The 18,008-nt window shown below is 46.9% G+C and carries 14 protein-coding genes and 1 riboswitch; of the genes, 6 read left to right on the top strand and 8 right to left on the bottom strand.

The features are described 5' to 3' along the window. Positions 1 to 712: 712 nt before the first annotated feature. Positions 713 to 3,463, top strand: a complete 2,751-nt coding sequence (locus tag KNP96_RS04115; RefSeq protein WP_214768921.1) for a chitobiase/beta-hexosaminidase C-terminal domain-containing protein — start codon at positions 713 to 715, stop codon at positions 3,461 to 3,463. A gap of 15 nt (positions 3,464 to 3,478) precedes the next feature. On the opposite strand, the gene KNP96_RS04110 is transcribed toward KNP96_RS04115, so the two are convergent. Next, on the bottom strand, positions 3,479 to 3,835 hold the full coding sequence (locus KNP96_RS04110) for a hypothetical protein (RefSeq protein ID WP_214768919.1): 357 nt from the start codon (positions 3,833 to 3,835) through the stop codon (positions 3,479 to 3,481). A 358-nt stretch (positions 3,836 to 4,193) separates the two neighbouring features. On the opposite strand from KNP96_RS04110, the gene KNP96_RS04105 reads away from it, so the two are divergent. Next, positions 4,194 to 5,072: a CAP domain-containing protein gene (locus KNP96_RS04105; RefSeq protein WP_214767081.1), complete on the top strand. Its 879-nt coding sequence runs from the start codon at positions 4,194 to 4,196 to the stop codon at positions 5,070 to 5,072. Positions 5,073 to 5,550: 478 nt separating this feature from the next. Here the strand turns inward: KNP96_RS04105 and KNP96_RS04100 are convergent, their stop codons facing one another. From KNP96_RS04100 to KNP96_RS04085, 4 genes are all read right to left on the bottom strand, one after another. After that, positions 5,551 to 6,366: a MetQ/NlpA family ABC transporter substrate-binding protein gene (locus tag KNP96_RS04100; protein WP_214768917.1), complete on the bottom strand. Its 816-nt coding sequence runs from the start codon at positions 6,364 to 6,366 to the stop codon at positions 5,551 to 5,553. A gap of 33 nt (positions 6,367 to 6,399) precedes the next feature. Beyond that, entirely contained in the window at positions 6,400 to 7,065 is a 666-nt protein-coding gene (locus tag KNP96_RS04095) for a methionine ABC transporter permease (protein WP_214767083.1), read from the bottom strand. Then, positions 7,055 to 8,068, bottom strand: coding sequence for a methionine ABC transporter ATP-binding protein (locus tag KNP96_RS04090; protein WP_214768915.1), 1,014 nt, complete (start codon positions 8,066 to 8,068; stop codon positions 7,055 to 7,057). The genes KNP96_RS04095 and KNP96_RS04090 overlap by 11 nt, the downstream gene beginning before the upstream one ends. A gap of 83 nt (positions 8,069 to 8,151) precedes the next feature. After that, positions 8,152 to 8,258, bottom strand: a riboswitch (SAM riboswitch). 62 nt (positions 8,259 to 8,320) lie between these two features. Continuing rightward, on the bottom strand, positions 8,321 to 9,508 hold the full coding sequence (locus KNP96_RS04085; protein ID WP_214768912.1) for an aminotransferase class I/II-fold pyridoxal phosphate-dependent enzyme: 1,188 nt from the start codon (positions 9,506 to 9,508) through the stop codon (positions 8,321 to 8,323). 166 nt (positions 9,509 to 9,674) lie between these two features. Between KNP96_RS04085 and KNP96_RS04080 the strand changes: the two genes are divergently transcribed. Continuing rightward, positions 9,675 to 11,282, top strand: a complete 1,608-nt coding sequence (locus KNP96_RS04080) for an alpha-glucosidase (RefSeq protein ID WP_214768909.1) — start codon at positions 9,675 to 9,677, stop codon at positions 11,280 to 11,282. Positions 11,283 to 11,932: 650 nt separating this feature from the next. On the opposite strand, the gene KNP96_RS04075 is transcribed toward KNP96_RS04080, so the two are convergent. The 3 genes from KNP96_RS04075 to KNP96_RS04065 all read right to left on the bottom strand — a co-directional run bounded on the left by KNP96_RS04075 (position 11,933) and on the right by KNP96_RS04065 (position 14,055). Continuing rightward, on the bottom strand, positions 11,933 to 12,640 hold the full coding sequence (locus KNP96_RS04075) for an MBL fold metallo-hydrolase (protein ID WP_088837856.1): 708 nt from the start codon (positions 12,638 to 12,640) through the stop codon (positions 11,933 to 11,935). Between the two features lie 107 nt (positions 12,641 to 12,747). Continuing rightward, positions 12,748 to 13,551, bottom strand: a complete 804-nt coding sequence (locus KNP96_RS04070; RefSeq protein ID WP_214768907.1) for an SMP-30/gluconolactonase/LRE family protein — start codon at positions 13,549 to 13,551, stop codon at positions 12,748 to 12,750. Between the two features lie 240 nt (positions 13,552 to 13,791). Further along, entirely contained in the window at positions 13,792 to 14,055 is a 264-nt protein-coding gene (locus KNP96_RS04065; protein WP_088837854.1) for a metal-sensitive transcriptional regulator, read from the bottom strand. Between the two features lie 229 nt (positions 14,056 to 14,284). Between KNP96_RS04065 and KNP96_RS04060 the strand changes: the two genes are divergently transcribed. The 3 genes from KNP96_RS04060 (at position 14,285) to KNP96_RS04050 (ending at position 17,801) form a co-directional block, all read left to right on the top strand. Then, positions 14,285 to 14,830: an RNA polymerase sigma factor gene (locus KNP96_RS04060; RefSeq protein WP_088837853.1), complete on the top strand. Its 546-nt coding sequence runs from the start codon at positions 14,285 to 14,287 to the stop codon at positions 14,828 to 14,830. Continuing rightward, complete coding sequence (locus KNP96_RS04055) at positions 14,830 to 15,588, top strand: anti-sigma factor (protein ID WP_214767092.1); 759 nt, start codon at positions 14,830 to 14,832, stop codon at positions 15,586 to 15,588. Before KNP96_RS04060 ends, KNP96_RS04055 begins: the two co-directional genes overlap by 1 nt. Before the next feature lie 170 nt (positions 15,589 to 15,758). Continuing rightward, positions 15,759 to 17,801: a putative bifunctional diguanylate cyclase/phosphodiesterase gene (locus KNP96_RS04050; RefSeq protein ID WP_214768905.1), complete on the top strand. Its 2,043-nt coding sequence runs from the start codon at positions 15,759 to 15,761 to the stop codon at positions 17,799 to 17,801. Positions 17,802 to 18,008 lie beyond the last annotated feature (207 nt).

The following is an 18,008-nucleotide window of genomic DNA, read 5'->3' as shown; positions in this document are numbered from 1 at the left end:
AGGTCTGTATCAACTTGATTTAGTCAAAGAGATCTAGAGATGAAAAAAAGATTGACTTTGTAAAATATTTTGTGTTATATTAAGAAATGTCATGAATCGGGGATGATCACTCATGTGAGAATCTTTAACCCACAATACACAATTTAATAATCAGGTCAGGATTTTTAGACCTTAACTGACAATCGAGTCAGACATAAGTCATCGCTTTTATTTTGTCCTTCTTCTTTAGGGAAGAAGTTGACCCAGCAAGATAAACCTTCCATTCGATACTTTTCAGCTCATCCGAGCGAAACTCTAAAAATCCCAGTAAATGCGTAACCTAATACGCAACTTGATTCTTGCTAAAACGCTTGATTCAGCTGGCGCGGCCAAGGAGCCGTAACAACGAAAGAGAGGTAGGGCTTTCGTCGTTTCAGGTGTTTTGATCACCTGTGTCCTCGATTCCACTGACAACTAATGTAAAAGAAACCAACACGCTGAGAAGGCGTTTTTTTTATGCCCTTTTTTAACCTGCTAACGGTGGGAAGACATCCATTGATGAGAGTGACTCCAAAAGATAATTATAATAAAAGCGAACGATAAAAATTTGTAAGCGATACCATTTTTATCATTTACGAAGGATAACATCTTTTTTTACGAAAAATATACACCTTTACAAATTATTTCTGATATTATAAAGAAGTGTCAGAAAATTAAATAGGGGGTCAACATAATGAAATACGGAAGTACGTTTGGTAAGTGGGCATTGGTCGGAGCATTAACAGCAGGTATTCTTCCGCAGGCAGGCATCATCGTAGGGGCAGAGGGCGAAGGCGTCATCCTGTCAGAGTACATAGAAGGATCGAGCAATAACAAAGCGATCGAGATTTACAATGGTTCGGGGCAAATCATCAATCTCGCTGACTACACACTCGTACAGTATACGAATGGTGGACCGTCTGAATCAAAAATCACGCTTTCCGGAACGATTGACCCGGGGAAAACATTCGTCATTGCAAACTCAAGTGCAAATGCTGACATTAAAGCAAAAGCACAACAAACGACAGGATCACTGAACTTCAACGGTAACGATCCCGTTGCCCTGAAAAAAGGAGATGTCGTCCTCGACATCATCGGACCGATCGGATCAAGTGCGGATTTCGCGAAAGATACGACGCTCGTCCGTAACACAAACGTGACGACCGGTTCAAAAACATATGAACCGTCACAATGGACAAGCTTCCCGGTCGATACATTAACAGATTTAGGATCACATAAAGCAGAAGCAGGTGATATTCTCGTTGCACCAACGGCTGACCCAGTCGGCGAAGTTGAGCGTGGTGATAAAGTAACGCTTACAGGGGAAGGGACGATTCACTATACAGTCGATGGATTAACACCGACAGTTGAAAGTCCGGTTTACTCAGAGCCGATCACAATTAATGAGGAAATGACGATTCAAGCAGTCGTCGTCAAGAATGGTAAAACGTCAGCCGTTTCGACGTTCAAATATTACATCGCACCACCCCTCACGAAAATCAGCAGTATCCAAGGAATTGCACATTTGTCTCCATACGCCGATCAACTCGTCCGGACGACAGGTGTCGTCACGTATATCGTGGATGCAAACAACTTCTACATGCAGGATCCGAATCCGGATAATAACAGTAAGACATCTGAAGGTATCTTAGTGTATTCGAAAAACCACGGAGCGGCAGTCGGACAAAAGGTCGCGACAACTGGATATGTGAAAGAATGGCTATTAGGTGGATATAGTGATAAAGCGGAGACAGACTTGCCTGTAACAGAGCTCAGTGCTGTCAACCTCGTTAAAGGAGCACTTAACGAAGGATTACCTGCAAGCATCGTCCTCGGTGGGGACGGCGTTTTGATTCCGACGGATGTCGTCGATAACGATGCGTTCGCGAACTTTGATCCGGAAGAGGATGCAATCGACCTGTATGAAAGTGTCGAAGGGATGCGTGTTGCACTTCCGAATGCCATCGTCACAGGTCCACAAGCAAACCGGACGATTCCGGTCCGGACGCAAACAGCAGACAAAGTCTACACGAAACGCGGTACACCAATCTTGACGGCAGACAACGTCAACCCGGAACGTCTCTTCGTCGAGATGGGCAGTTCGTCATACCGTGCGAAATCAGGTGACCGTTTTGAAGGAACGATTGAAGGCGTCATGAGCTACAACTACTCTGCTTATAAAGTCTTGTCAAAAGCAGCTGATCTTCCGAAACTCGTCACGAGTGAAATTGATCGTCAACCGACGAACATCGAAACAGGAGAGTCACGTTTGACGGTCGCATCGTATAACGTCGAAAACTTTGCTTCGACAGCAGACGCCGGGAAAGTTGATCGTGTCTCGGAAGGGATTGCGACGTTCCTCAAAACACCAGACATCGTCGGTTTGACAGAAATGCAAGATAACGATGGTGCAGTTGATAGCGGAACAGTCGATGCATCCAAATCATTTGAAACATTGATTGCAGCAATTGAAGCGAAAACTGGCGTTAAGTATGCGTATACAGACATCGCACCAGAAGATAAAAAAGATGGCGGACAGCCAGGCGGAAACATCCGTGTCGGCTTCTTGTATAACCCGGAGCGCGTCTCACTTGCACCAGGTAAAAAAGGAACGGCAACAGAAGCGGTTTCAGTCGAAAACGGCAAGTTGACGAGTAACCCGGGACGGATTCAACCGCTCGACCCGAACTTCGCAAGTTCACGGAAGCCACTCGTCGGGGAATTCCTCTTCAAAGGGGAGTCGTACCATGTCATCGTCAACCACTTTAACTCTAAAGGTGGCGACGGAGCAGACTTCGGTAAAAATCAACCGGTCGTACGTAAGAGCGAAGTACAGCGTCATGCGATTGCGACAATCGTCCAAGATTTCGTCAATGAACTCGAAACAGAAGTCAAAGACTCGAATGTCGTTGTTCTTGGTGACTTGAATGACTTCCAGTTCTCGAAAACACTCGACATCCTCAAAGGAAAGAACTTGTGGAACACGGTCGATGATCTTCCGAAATCAGAACGTTACTCGTATGTCTATAATGGTAACGCACAAGTACTCGATCACATCTTAATCTCGAAAAACTTAAAACGCTATACTTCATCTGATATTGTCAACATCAACTCGGATTACATGGAAGCAGACGGAAGCGCGAGCGACCACGATCCGGCAATCATTTCGATTCAAGGTGCGGAGAGTGCGATTCCTGTCAAAGGAAAAGCTGAAATCGGAAAATGGCGCGCTGTTCAAAAAGGAAAACACATCGTCATCGAACGAAAAATTGCAAAGCGTTGGTTGAAAGTGAGTGAAACACATGGTCAGCAACAAGGTGAATTACTCGAACTTCGTGTTTCGAAAGGCTTGCCGTATATTCTTGTGAAGACGAAAAAAGATGGACAGAACTGGCTTGAGCTTTCAAAACGCTACAAATTAACGACTTCTGATAAATTTCAATAAATAAAAAAAGCGGACTTAGCGGTCCGCTTTTTTGTGTGTTCGGATAAAAAGAGATAGGAAGGAAAGGCTACTGATTGAAAAGGTGAAGAGCAGGGCAGTTTCAAGAGGAAGGATCCGAAACATGTACATGAAGTGGATGATGATTAAGGTAATAATCGTGGCGAGACCGACGATAAAGTTCTTCCGTAATAAGTTTCCGACACCGGGGACGAGCAGTTCGAATCCGAAACGTTGGCTATAGTGAACTTCGTCATGTGCGTTCGCGAGACTAAAGGAGACCGTCAACACAACGAGAATCATCCAACCTGAAAACAAGTACTGCTGAATCGCGAGAAACGTAATCGATTCATAAATAAAATAGAGAAGAATCATGGCATACTCCTTTTGATGGATATTATATGGACAAACACGTATTTTTTTCCTTACGATTCCTAATATTAGCTAGGTGATGAAAGAACGGCAATAAGATTTGCAAAGAATGAAAATAAAAGAATGTTCACACATTTCAACAAGAGGGGAAAATAGTTCATTTTCTGTACGATAATGAAATGAGAATGGCTTCGGACTAAGTTGTCAGACCTTTAAAGGCGATGTTACTAAAATGTGTCTGTGTTGTGAACAAGTCGAATGAATCATGTGATTTTCTTAGAATGGATACTCTGACTGTTCGAACGGTTCAATTTCTTTTAAAATAAGGGTAATGCAAGAAAGAAGGAGGCGGACCAGCAGGATGAAAAAAGTATTAGTCCTCGGGGTAATAGCATTTGCTTTCTTTGGTTGCGAAAGCGTTCCAATCGAACAAGCGGAGGCGGAGTACCCGAAAAGTGGGGGAAAGCTGATTGATGCATATACAAGTGAGTACCCGGGATACAAGTGGGAAGTCAGACGGACAGCGACAGAGGAGTTTGTCGCACTGACGAAAGACGGGAAAGATTACGGGAAGTATCGTTTCCGGGACGGCGTGACGACGCAAGGCGCGACGTTAAATAAAGATACGGAAGCGACGCTTGCGAAAAAAGGCTGGAAGGTCGTCAAGTCCTATCGAAAGGGAAATACGAACTACATGCTGAACCTTGATCACGCAGCCGTCTATGAAAAGAACGATAACTACGTGACGTATTTCTTTGATCAATATGATAAAAATCGCGTCAAAGCAACACTGGCGATTCCGAAGGACGTCGAAGCGAAAAAAGAAGGGTTCTATGGTGCTGCTTCAAAAGCATTACGGACGACGGATGAGAAATTGATGTTACGCCTGATGAACTGGGAACGTGCCGAATACAAGAAACCTGCATTGTCGCCGTATACAGCATTAAAACCGGTCACGCGCGGACACAGTGAAAACATGGCGGAGAATAACTTTTTCTCGCATACGGATCCTGAAGGCCGTGACCCGTTCGCCCGGATGAAGGCAGAAGGCATTCGCTTCTCGATGGCGGGTGAAAACTTATCGATGGGGTATCCGAATGTCTTCGCTGCCCACTGGGGATTGATGAACTCAAAAGGGCATCGTGAAAACATCATGCAAAGCGGCTTCAAACAAGCGGATGTTGGAGTGGCGTTTAGAAAAGATGCACCGTACTTTACGATTAACTTTAGAACACCGTGAAAATAGCACGAACTAAAGTAAAGCCTAGGTTCTCGTCAATGGGAACCTAGGCTTTTTGGTTTGTCTTGAGTCCCGGGAAACGTGATATCTTACGAATCAAAAAACGTAGGTGGTTGATATAAGTGGTACGAAAGATTCTTACTTCCCGTGCTTTCCTCGGGCGAGGCGCAAGCCGTTGCCTCTTTCCCTTACAGGTCAAGATGCAGGGTCTCGCCTGCCTCTGACAGCGCAAGCAAGCCTTGCGCTTTTTCCCGTAGGAGTCACGTGGAAGCAAATCTTTTTAGGCTTTCTAATGGAAGAAGACCTGAGAAAGGCTGCGATTCGGGAAGGGGGAGCGACGAGTAACAGAGATACTATCGAAAAACCGGACGGCCCACCCCTGTTATTGAAAGGAGGTGGAGCCGTCCGGTTTTTTATGGCGTTTATTCTTTTGAGAAGTGGCGAGAATAAGGTCTTTCCGTAAAAGTGACACTTCTGCTCAATTCGCCCAGTCTGGTTTGCTGAATCCTTTGAATGATTTTTCGATCACTTCATTAAAATCATCCGATTTGACGACAGCGGTTAAGTCTTTGGCCAGTTGTTTGTCTTCGTCACTTGTCTTAACAGCGACTAAGTTGCGGTACTGCTCGTTCATCGTCTCGAGTGCGAGTGCATCGAGTAAGTCGAACTTCGCAGCAAGTGCGAAATTTCCGGGAACGGCTGAAATATCGACACTTTCGACAGCGCGTGGAAGCTGAGCGGCTTCAAGCGGTTTGATGACGAGTTTCTTTGGATTTTTGATGATGTCCTTTTCTGAGACGGTCAGTGGATCGGTATCTGCTTTTAGTTCAATCCAACCTTGATCCGCTAACAGGTTCAAAGCACGTGCCTGGTTCGTCGGATCGTTCGGTGTCGCGACTTCAGCGCCTTCTTTGACATCGTCCAACGTTTTATAGGACTTGCTGTATAATCCCATCGGTGCGGTTGGGACAGTGATCAGCCCTGTGAGGTCGAGATTTTTTTCTTTCGCAAACGTTTTTAAATAAATCGAATGCTGGAACAGGTTGGCATCGATATCACCGCTCCCGAGGGCAAGGTTCGGTTGAATGTAATCACTGAATTCGACGATTTCGACTTTATAGCCTTTCTTTTCGAGTCCCGGTTGAATCGCTTCTTTGACCATATCGCTATACGGACCACTCGTCGCCCCGATTTTGATGGACTTCGTTTCTTCATTTGCACTGCTGTCACCGCATCCGGCTAAGATGCTTGCTCCTAATAATCCTGTTGCTAAAAAGGCATAGCGTTTTTTCATCGTAATCTCTCCCTTGCGTTCTCTATTTGTAAGTTATCGTTTATCGGCGACACGTGCGAACCGGTTGCCGAGTGCCTGAATGACTTGAATGATGACGACAAGCACGACGATCGTCATGATCATGACGACGTTATCGTACCGGTAATAACCGAACCGGATCGCGAGGTCACCAATTCCGCCGCCACCGACGATCCCTGCCATCGCTGAGAATCCGATCAGGCTGATCAAGGTCAACGTCAAGCCTTGAATGATTCCGGGCAATGCTTCCGGAAGGAGAACACTGATAATGATGCGAAGCGGTTTCGCCCCGCACGCTTCTGCTGCTTCAATCAAGCCGGGTGGAATCTCACGGAGTGAGGTTTCGACGAGTCGGGCGAGAAACGGAATCGCGGCGACGCTCAAACTGACCGAGGCGGCAGCGGGACCGATTGTCGTCTTCGTGATGAGTTGCGTCAATGGAATCAAAGCAACGAGTAGGATGATGAATGGTAACGAGCGGACGATGTTGATGGCGAAGTCCAACGTCGTTCGAATGAAAACATTTTGGAAAAAGAGTCCGCGGTCGGTGATGAATAATAAAATCCCGAGTGGAATTCCGATGATGATGGCGAAGGCGAGTGAAATGCCGACCATGAAGGCCGTCTCTCCGAGTGCTTTCGTTAAGTCGGGAAGCATTGTCGTAAACCGGTCAAGCGACATCTTGAATCACCTCGATTGCGTGCAACTGTCCCTCGAGCCAGGTTAAGGCACGATTCACATGCAGTGTCGGTCCCGTCAAACTGACGATTAAGACGCCAAACGCGACGTCCTGAATGTAGTCGACCTTCCCATGCAGGATGCTGACTGCGATATCGAATTGTTTGATGGCTTCAGATAAGGTACTCTCACCTGTTTTTTCACCCGTGAACTGAAGTCGAATGACTTTGCCGGGTGTCGTCCGTAAAATTCGTTCCGGCAACTCGATTTGGAGTGCCGTATCGACGTAATGTTTTGTGACCGGATGTTCGGCTTGACTAAATATGGCGTAAGTCGAAGCGACTTCGACGACTTCACCGTGCGCCATGACGGCAACGCGGTGACAAATTTGTTTGACGACATCGATTTCGTGGGTGATGAGGATGATCGTCAAACCGAGCCGGGCGTTCAAATCTTTCAGTAAATCGAGAATCTGGAGCGTCGTCACCGGATCGAGCGCTGATGTCGCTTCGTCACAGAGTAAGATGTTTGGATTGTTGGCGAGCGCTCGTGCGATGCCGACGCGTTGTTTTTGTCCACCACTGAGTTGGCTCGGATAGTTCGTCTCGAATCCTTCGAGTCCGACGAGTGCCGTTAATTCTTGAATCCGTTTCGGGAACTCACGCCGTTTGACACCGGCAGCCTTTAAGGCGAACGCGATATTGTCGGCAACCGTGCGGGACTGAATCAGTTGAAAGTGTTGAAAGATCATACCGACCCGGAGACGGAGTTTGCGGAGAGACGTTTTGGAGACACGTGATAGATTGGCTCCGTCTACTATGACCGTACCGCTCGTCGGTGTCTCGAGTCCGTTAATCAACCGTAAGAGTGTACTTTTTCCGGCGCCGGATTCACCGATGATGCCGAAGATTTCCCCTTGTTCAATCGTTAAGTTGACATCGTTTAATGCAAAAATCGGTGTGCGGTCACGGACAAATTGTTTTGTGATGTGTGCGAACTCAATCATGATGTTTCCCTCCCTATACAAAAAAATCGCTTTTTTCCAGTTAGAGAGCAACCAGAAAAAAGCGACGAATTGTAGAATTTCGTAACTTATCTCTCAGAACAAAAGAAGTTCTGTAGGATGTGGCACCGTTCCATTACTGGTGGTTGCCGGACGTCGTTGGGCCTAATCCCTCGGTCGCTCTCGATAAGTAGCTATGCTGTTGGGATTTACTTTAACGGAAATGATTCCCATCTGTCAAACGTTTTTTCAGAATTATTCGGCAACGGCGGTTTGGAAGAGCTGAAGGGTCCCGATTCGTTTGACAGCCTCGACGAGTCGGTCGACATCGGCAATCAGACTGATCCGGACGTAACCTTCACCGTATGTACCAAAGAAATGACCCGGTGTCACGGCGACGTGCGCTTCGTCGAGCAGGTGATCGGTGAAGCTTTGTGACGTGAAGCCGGACGGAACAGGGAGCCAGACGAAGAACGAACCACCCGGAACCGGTCCTGCCCAGCCGATTTCGTTTAATGCACCGAACAACGCATCGCGTCGCGTCTCATACAAGGCGCTCAGTTCACGGACACATGTCTGATCGCTTGAAAGTGCGACCGTCGCTGCATGCTGGATCGGTGTGAAGGCACTGACGTAAAGGTGTTCCTGGTATGTTTCGATGCTCGCGATGACGGATGGATTACCGATCGCAAAGGCGATCCGAAAGCCGGACATGTTGAATCGTTTTGAGAGCGAAAACAGTTCGATTCCGACGTCTTTTGCCCCTTCCGTCTGGAGGAAACTACGTGTCGGACCATCGAAGCTGATCCCGCCGTACGCTAAATCGTGGACGACACAAATGTCGTTTTCATCAGCGAATGCGACCGTCTGTTCAAAGGCTTTCGCTGTCGCCGTCGCACCGGTCGGATTACTCGGGTAGTTGAGGAACAACATCCGGGCCCGTTCGACGTCGAGCGAATCGAGGAGGTCATAGTCAGGCAAAAAGCTATTTTCAGCGAGAAGCGGAAGCGTGATTGGATACGCACCGGCAAGTGCTGCGCCCGACAAGTAATCCGGGTAACCGGGATCCGGGACGATGACTCCTTCACCGGGATTGACGATCGTCTGCGGAAGGGCGACGATGCCGGCCTTGCTTCCGAGTAAAATCGCGACTTCTGTCGCCGGATCAATCGACACGCCAAATTCTGATTCATAAAAATTAGCGACGGCCTGCTTTAAGAAATCATGTCCGCGAAACGGGGGGTACTGGAGATTACTTGCATCATCGATGGCTTGTTTTAAAGCATCGAGAATATGTACGGGTGTCGTTTGGTCCGGCGTTCCTTGACCAAGCGTGATGACGTCGTGTCCTGCGGCTTTGACGGAACCGATCCGTTGGGCAAGTTCTGCGAAGACGGGATCGGGCAAGCGATCGATGGCGATCGATGGGGCGAAATGTTTCATCTCTGTTCCTCCTTCGGGTATTGTCGTCAAGAATAGCGAATTTTCAGTCAAAATGAAAGAGGTTTTTTAAAATCCCTTAAAAATTAGAAGAACATTCCAATTTCAGACGATGTTCTTGATACACTAGACAAGTAATCGATTGACTACTAGACGGGAGATGGAAAAGATGAATCGGACCTGGTGGAAAGAAGCCGTCGTTTATCAAGTGTACTGGCGGAGTTTTAACGACTCGAATGGAGACGGGATGGGGGACTTGCGGGGCGTGATCGAAAAGCTCGACTACATCGCCTCACTCGGGGTGGGTGTCATTTGGCTTAACCCCTGTTATACATCACCTGATATCGACAACGGTTACGACATCGCTGACTATTACGGCATCATGGAGAAAGCCGGCACGATGGCAGATTTGGACCAGCTGATTGAATCGGCGCATGCGCGCGGCTTAAAAATCATTCTCGATCTTGTCGTCAATCACACAAGTAATCAACATCACTGGTTTGAGGAGTCGCGCCGTGATCAAACGAATGATAAGTCAGATTGGTACATTTGGCATGACGGGGAAAAAGGAACACCACCAAACAATTGGCGGTCGTATTTTGCGCCGAGTCCATGGACGTGGGATGAAGGACGGCAACAGTACTATTTTCATTCGTTTGCGTCAGAACAACCTGATTTGAACTGGGAACAGCCTGCCGTCCGTCAAGCTGTCTACACGATGATGCGATGGTGGATTGACCGAGGTATCGATGGTTTCCGGATGGATGTCATTAACTTGATTAAAAAACGAGCGGCGTTTGACGATGTGGAGGATCCGTTTGACTTGTCCTACTTAGGCAATCAACCGGGAGTCCATGAATTTTTACAGGAGATGCATCAGGAAGTTCTTGCGGGGAAAGACTTGTTTACGGTCGGGGAGATTCCGTTTGTCGGTCCCGAAGACGGGCTGTTATATGTCAGCGAAGAACGTCAGGAGTTACAGACGTTGTTTCATTTCGAAGTCGCCGATGACATGGAAGAAATGGACCTGTTGCGGTATAAACAGATTCAAAAACGGTGGTATGATGCGCTGTACCCGAAAGGCGTCACTTCACAATTTTTGAATAATCACGATCATACAAGACAAGTCACGCGCTTCGGTAGCGAGCGCTATCGTGTCGAGAGCGCCAAGTTACTCGGCTTGATGTTACACACGTTACCGGGTATCCCGTATGTCTATCAAGGAGAAGAAATCGGGATGACGGGTATTCGTTTCTCGGATGCTTCTCTGTACCAAGACGTCGCCTTCCGTAATCGTTACGAGGAGCGCGTCGCAGCGGGAGAGCCGAGTGGCGCTGTCTTGTCATCGATGCAGCTACGGGCGCGGGATAATTCGCGGACACCGATGCAATGGGATGATAGCCGGGCAGGCGGATTTACGACAGGGGCACCATGGATGACGGTCAATCCGAACTATAAAACAATCAACGTGCAGGCAGCTGAACAGGATCCGCAATCGGTTCTCGCGTTTTACCGGGAGTTGATTCAATTACGAAAAGAACATCCTGTCATGGTGTATGGCGTGTATCGTGATTTGGCGATTCAGGATCCTTATCTTTACGTATATGAACGGGAATTCGCAGGGGTGACGTGGCGAATCGTCTTGAACGTCCATGATGAACAGGTCGAAACGACATTCGCCTTACCGAATGAACAGTTACTTCTCTCGAACTATGAAGAGAGTGCAAGTGAGATCTTACAGCCCTATGAGGCGCGTCTGTACCAAACGAGTCGGTGAAATAGTGAAGGGTTTCATCTTAGGAAAATACAAGAAAGTGACACGCTAGAAAAAGTGCCGTGGTTTTGAGGAACATTCTGATCGAGGGTCATGACAAGAGTTAGGTCCCGCTGATTTCGAACGGGCTGATGAAAAAAGAAGGAGCTGACTCAAGAGTCGCTCCAACATCAATCAGAGTGACGGACGGTTTTGTTATCCTCACCGCGAATCGCGCTACCTTTTCCCACAGGGGTCGAGGATGAACGTTCCCGTCCTCCATTAAGTAAATGGCCGATGACCCACTTTTGACGGGATCATCGGCCATATCTATACAAATGTTTATTGTTTCAGATAGTTGAGTGTTTGACTGAGATACGTATGGAAAAAGTCCTGATTCCTTTTAATCGAGAGTGGTTCCCGCTTTTGAGTCAGACCCTTTGAGCGTGTAGAAAAACGTGTGCGAGAAGTGAATACGCTATGTCTAGATGCGATCAGTTCCTCGTCTCGTCTTCAAAGCGACAGGGGCGCGAACGATTGCTTTTTTCGGTTTAATGCGATTCAAGACGGATTGCGCTCTAAATCGGCTGCATGAATTGTCTATACTTACGCTTTTACCTCCCGCACTTCCTGCTTTTTAAGCAAGGTAAAGGGTTCGGTAGATTGTTGTGGGATCAGCGTTTTAACAATTGTTCAAACCGATCGACAGCTTCACGCATTTCATAGCTCGGTGCGAGAACGAGAGGACCATGTCCAGTCGCAAGGATGTCGGGCGTCAGTTCCGTCAATTGATGGGCGGACTTCAAGGCGACGTCTTTATCCCAAGTCGCGAGAGCAGGGAACGGGAACTGCCAGCGCGTATCGCCGGAAACAGCGATTCCGCCTTGTGTTTGGAAGGCATCTCCGGCAATCAACGTCCGACTGCCTTCATGCCATAAGGAAATCGAGCCCGGGGTGTGCCCAGGAGACGTAATGACGCTCAGGCTTCCGACTTGTTGGCCGCTTTCAAGCAGACGGTCTGGTCGTGTCTTGATGTTTTTCGGGATGCCCCCTTTTAAGGGTGTCGTCTCTCCTTCACGAAGCGATTCGTCACCGCTAAGAAGCGCTGCGTCGCGGTAACTGATTGCCACTTCGGCGAGTGGAAAGGCATTCGCTAAGAAGTCGAGTGAACCGACATGATCAGCGTGGGCATGCGTCAAGATGATGGAACGTAACGGTTTGTGATGGGACTTGATGACGCGATGGATTGCTTTGGCGTTCAGTGAAATCCCGGTATCAATCAAGGTCAGGCTGTCGGCTTCTTCAAAAAGGTAACAGTTGACCGGGAAAAAAGATGGTGTCGTCTGTAATTGATGGAGTCGTTCAATCGTTGAGATCCGCATAGCGTTTCACTCCCTCGTTAAAATAATCGTCGATACTTTAGTATCACCTGTTTTAGTACAGACGTCTACAAAAAAACTCCTCGACTGGACCGAGGAGTAAACAAAAATTAATACGTGACTTCGAAGACGGCACCAGCATGCGCAGAATCGTCTCCATCTGCCGCTGTCGTGACGAGCAGACGATCTTCATAAGCGATTGGGCACGTCGGATTTGCAACCGGGAACTCGATGTGTGCGAGCTTCTCACCCGTTTCAAGATTCCAACGTGTGATGCAAGAACCGGCATAATGCGCGATGAAAACATGTCCATCCCGGTCTTTCGTCATGCCGTCCGGAAAACCATCTTCTTCTTCTAAATCGATTGCTACGCGGCGATTCGTCAAGGGCTGATCAGGTGCGTAGTCAAAGGCGTAGACTTTTTTAGTCGGTGTGTCGATATGGTACAGCGTCGTTCCGTCCTCTGACCAGACGAGACCATTTGAGTTCGTGAGGCTTTCGAGCAAGACATCAATCGAGCCATCGTGACGCAAACGGTAGAGACTGGCCGTTTCCCCGTCCTCTTCATTGATGCTACCGGCTACATACTGCGCAGATGGATCGAGTTTACCGTCGTTCATCCGGTCCGAGTCGGGCATCGTCAACTTCGTTTCGAGTGAGAGATGACCTTCTTTCAGATCGAATGTTCCGAAACCATGTTCTGAAGTCACCCGGAGAAAATCAGGGGCATCAGTTAAAGCGATTGAAGTGATCGCGCTCGGTACCTGGAACGGCTTCAAGGCCTCAGTCGTCAAATCATATGAAAAGAACAGCTTGTTTGGAATGTCAACGAAATAAAAGCGTTTCGTTTTGGCGTCATAGACAGGCGATTCGCCTGTTTTACATGCTACATCAATAAAAAGTGAGACTGTCATATATGTTCCTCCTACGTATGGTCTTGCTTGAATCAATCAAGTAAAGACAAATTACCATTGCTATCTTAATGAAGAGAGCGATATGAGTCGTTTGTGTCGTGATCTAAAATGAATCATAGTATCCACAGTAAATGTACCTGTTTTACTTTAATCTAAAACGTCCGCTCGAAAATTCAATCGATTCTATTAAAAAAAGGTCTTCAGCTCGGAAGTTTACCGAAATGAAGACCATCCTTTAAATTAACGGCTTTTGACAAGAAGACTGACAGCTTCCTTAACTAAGTCTTCTGTTTGTCCCTCACCACTGGCTTCAGCCTCTTTGACACATTCAATCAAGTTTGAGCTAACGACGACACCGATCGTCCGGTCCATTGCTGACCGTGCAGCGGATAACTGAGTGATGACGTCACGACAATCTTGACCTTCTTCCATCATCCGTAAAATACCGCGCAGTTGTCCTTCAATCCGACTGACCCGATTTTTCATCTTTTGATCGTAATCCATTCATTTTCCTCCATTCTAAGGTGCAACACGTATTCTCGATACCTTCATGCTATGCCCATCATGGTATTTCTGTCAATTCAATCGATTTTTCAGCTATATTTTTTGATAGAACAGGGAATATGGATGTGATGGAGAAAAATAATCAAAATAACGAAAGAAAACTAAAACGATTTTGCGTCAGCTTGCGTATACTATATGATAAGGCTGACTAATCACAAGGGGGAGAAGGATGCATACTCAATCCGATGAATCGCTTTATCATCAGATGCGTGGAGGAGATGAACAGGCTCTTGAAACGTTATATGATAAATACGAGAGGCTGTTGTTTTCATTCGCACATCGCTTTACGAACAACGATCGATTATCTGAAGAAGTTATTCAAGAAGTCTGGATGAAGATATGGAATGGACGTGTTGACTTCAATACGGAGAAAGGAAAGTTTTCTTCGTGGGTGTTGACGATTACCCGAAATGCTGCGCTTGATTGTTTACGGCGTGAAAAGCGACAACCGACAATTGAAATTGAAGAACGAGACGGTGGGTTTGATGAACCGGTCGAACGAACGGTCGTCGAACGGGAAACCGCTTCTGAAGTACGTGAAGCGGTCCAAGCATTGAAACCGGAGCAACAAGAATTAATTGAGCTTGTCTATTTTAAAGGGTTAACGCAACAACAAATCTCAGATCAGCTCGAATTGCCCCTCGGAACGGTGAAGACGAGGATAAGGAGTGCGATTCAAGCGTTACGAAAATTATTGGAAGGGAGGGAACGTTGATGGAAGAACGTTGTCATGATTTAATTGATTACTTTAATGGAACGTTATCTGCAGCCGATCGAGACGCGTTCGAAGCACATCTTGCGACTTGTGACGACTGCAAGCAGGCGCTACAAGAAATGGAAGAATTGATGCTTCCCATCGCGGAATCACTTCCAGAACGACCGGTACCGGCTGGGATGAAATCAAGAATCTTAGGAGAAGTCCTTGCTTCGTCAAACGAGACGGATCAAGAAGCGCCTAACATTGTGAAAACAACACAGCCGACACCGGAACATGCCTCGGAACTCGAGACAAAACGTGCGAAAAAGCAAACGAGACGAAAAGTCCCACTCGGTTGGTTAATGAGCATTGCAGCGGTTCTCTTATTATCGCTTGGAGCGAACGCCTATTTCTTAGCGCAAGATGAACCAGAACAAACAGAAGCGTTAGCGCTGGATGAAGTGAACGGCATGGGAAACTTCGAGAGTACGGCTTCGATTCAAGGATCGAGCATGATCTTTACGAAAGACGATAAAGAATACATGCTCGTTCAATTGAAAGACTTGCCACCGCTTAAAGAAGGCGAGTTGTATCAGATGTGGACGATTCAAGGCGATCAAGTACAGGCGAACGGAGTCATCGAACAAGATGGTCAAGCAGCAGCAGTCTTTGCACTCAAAGGCAGTGGAAAGATTGATGCCGTCGCGATTACGGTCGAACCTGAACCAGATTTAGAACAACCAACCGGAGCAGTCATTGCATCCGCTACACTATAAGAGAAGAAATGTCGAGGGATCCACAAATGTGGGTCTCTTTTTTGTATATTTCGTACAAAATAGTCGAAAAACACATCAAACTGTATAAAAATTCGAAACAGTACTGAAAGAAATGACGAATTAAGACGATACTAATAGGAATGTCAGTCAAAAAGAGAGGCACTTACACAATGAATGAATGGATCATACTACCGAAACACTATGAAGAGGCACTGGTCATCCTATCGGTTATCGTCGCCATTGTCGGATCCTACGCCTCGCTTGAACTCAATCGACGCTTGGCTAAAGCGACATCCTTAAGAAAACGAACACTGCTTCTTTCATCATTGACGATGGGATTATCGATTTGGGGCATGCACTTTATTGGAATGGGTGCATTCGAATTATCGGTCGCGGTCAATTATGACTGGGTCCTGATGTTACTCTCGGTCGTACCCGCGATCACGGCTGCATGGATTGCCTTTTATTTATTATATTATTCTGCAATCACGCGTAAAAAAGTCGTGCTTGCAGGTTCACTCATCGGGATTGGAATTACAATGATGCATTACCTCGGGATGGCCGCGATGCAGTTTGGGGGAGATATCCGTTATGACACCGGCATCTTCACTCTTTCAGTGTTGATTGCCGTGACGGTTGCCTATGTGGCGCTATTATTGCTTTATATGACGCGCCATGTCGACAAAAAACGCATTTTAATCCCTGTCGCGACATTGATGGGCTTAGCCGTATCAGCGATGCATTACGTAGGCATGCTCGGAACGACATTTTGTATACCGGCTGATTCCACTACCGTTTTGTCAAATGACCCGATCACGTCGAACATCTTGAGTGAAGTGGCGATTCCAATCTTTATTTTAATCATCTTGATCACGGGACTCTACATCCACTTGGAACGACGCGCACTTCAAATGATGGCCTATACGGACCATTTGACAGGGCTGCACAATCGGCGCTGGCTTGACCATCACATGATGAAGGTGGATGGACAATACAACCGCTCGAAACAAACGATGGCGATGGCGTTGATTGATTTAGACGGCTATAAATGGATTAACGACACATTCGGTTTTGATCAAGGGGATACGATCATTCGTCAGTTCGCAGATCGGATTAAAGAAATCCTCGGCGAAGAGGAAGCCTGTATCCGCTATAACGGAACACAATTTTTCTTGATTAAACAAGTCGATACGGAACAACTTGAGGCTTCATTTAATCAAGTACTCGAGCAAATCCGTCAACCGATGCTCCTTGAAAATCAAGAGATTCATTTAACTGCGACGATTGGTGTCATCTTGCCGAATCCGGAAGAAACGTTAGAGATGCGGATTGGTCAAATGGAGAGTGCCTTACGGGCCGGAAAAAATGAAGGGCGCGATCGGTTTGTTTTATATGATGAATTGATTCACTCGGATCGACGGGAACAGTTGATCGTCGGTTCACTCCGAAAGGCGATGACCGATTACAAAGAATTTAATCTCGTCTATCAGCCGAAGATTGCGTTAGCGACAGGGAAGGTCGAACAAGCAGAGGTCCTGATTCGGTGGAACCATCCGAAACTCGGCTTCATCTCACCGGCCGAGTTCATTCCGATTGCTGAAAAGTACAGTTTGATTCATCGACTGACGGAATGGGTCCTGAAGGAGACGGTCCACCAGATGGAGTTGTGGAAAAAGGAGGATCATTTCATTCGTCAAGTGTCGGTCAACTTATCAGCGATGCACTTCCGGTCCGAGTCTCATAATTCAATGATTAAAGAGATTGTCCATCATTCACTCGAACGCGGGGGAGAGCTTCATCTTCAACTCGAAATTACGGAAACCTCTGTCATGGAAAACTTGGAACGGGCCCTGATGATGCTTGGTGAACTGAAACAGTTGAGTCTGACGATTGCTTTGGATGACTTCGGGACAGGGTTGTCTTCATTGACCCACTTGAAGCACTTACCAATCGATATCTTAAAGATTGATAAATCGTTCATCGATGAGGTTCCGCATGACGAGCGGGGCACGGCCATCACGGAAATGATCATTCAATTAGCGAAAAGTCTCGGAATTGAGGTCGTGGCGGAAGGTGTCGAAACACTCGAACAACACGAATTTTTAAAACGCCTCGGCTGTGATTATGGACAAGGGTATTATTATAGCCGTCCGATGAACGTCAAGGACTTGGATCAGCAGACGATTGAGCGCACAGTACGTGATGTCGGCTAAAAAAATGTTGTTTTTTAAATCCAATCACGGATTGGTTACGTAAGCTAGATAAGCACGCCGGCATGATGCGTGCGAAAATATGGGGGACGAAAAACGTATTGGTAGTAGGTTAATCGGGCGGAAAAACCTACTCGACTCGTGTACGATGCAGACAGAACTCTAGTACATTTTATAGATGACCGTGACTCTGTAATCAACGCAGCCTCT

Source organism: Exiguobacterium sp. s133 (genome assembly GCF_018618595.1).
Taxonomy (GTDB): Bacteria; Bacillota; Bacilli; order Exiguobacteriales; family Exiguobacteriaceae; genus Exiguobacterium_A; species Exiguobacterium_A oxidotolerans.
The sequence above is the reverse complement of the archived record's forward strand: the minus strand, read 5'-3'. Positions and strand labels throughout refer to the sequence as shown.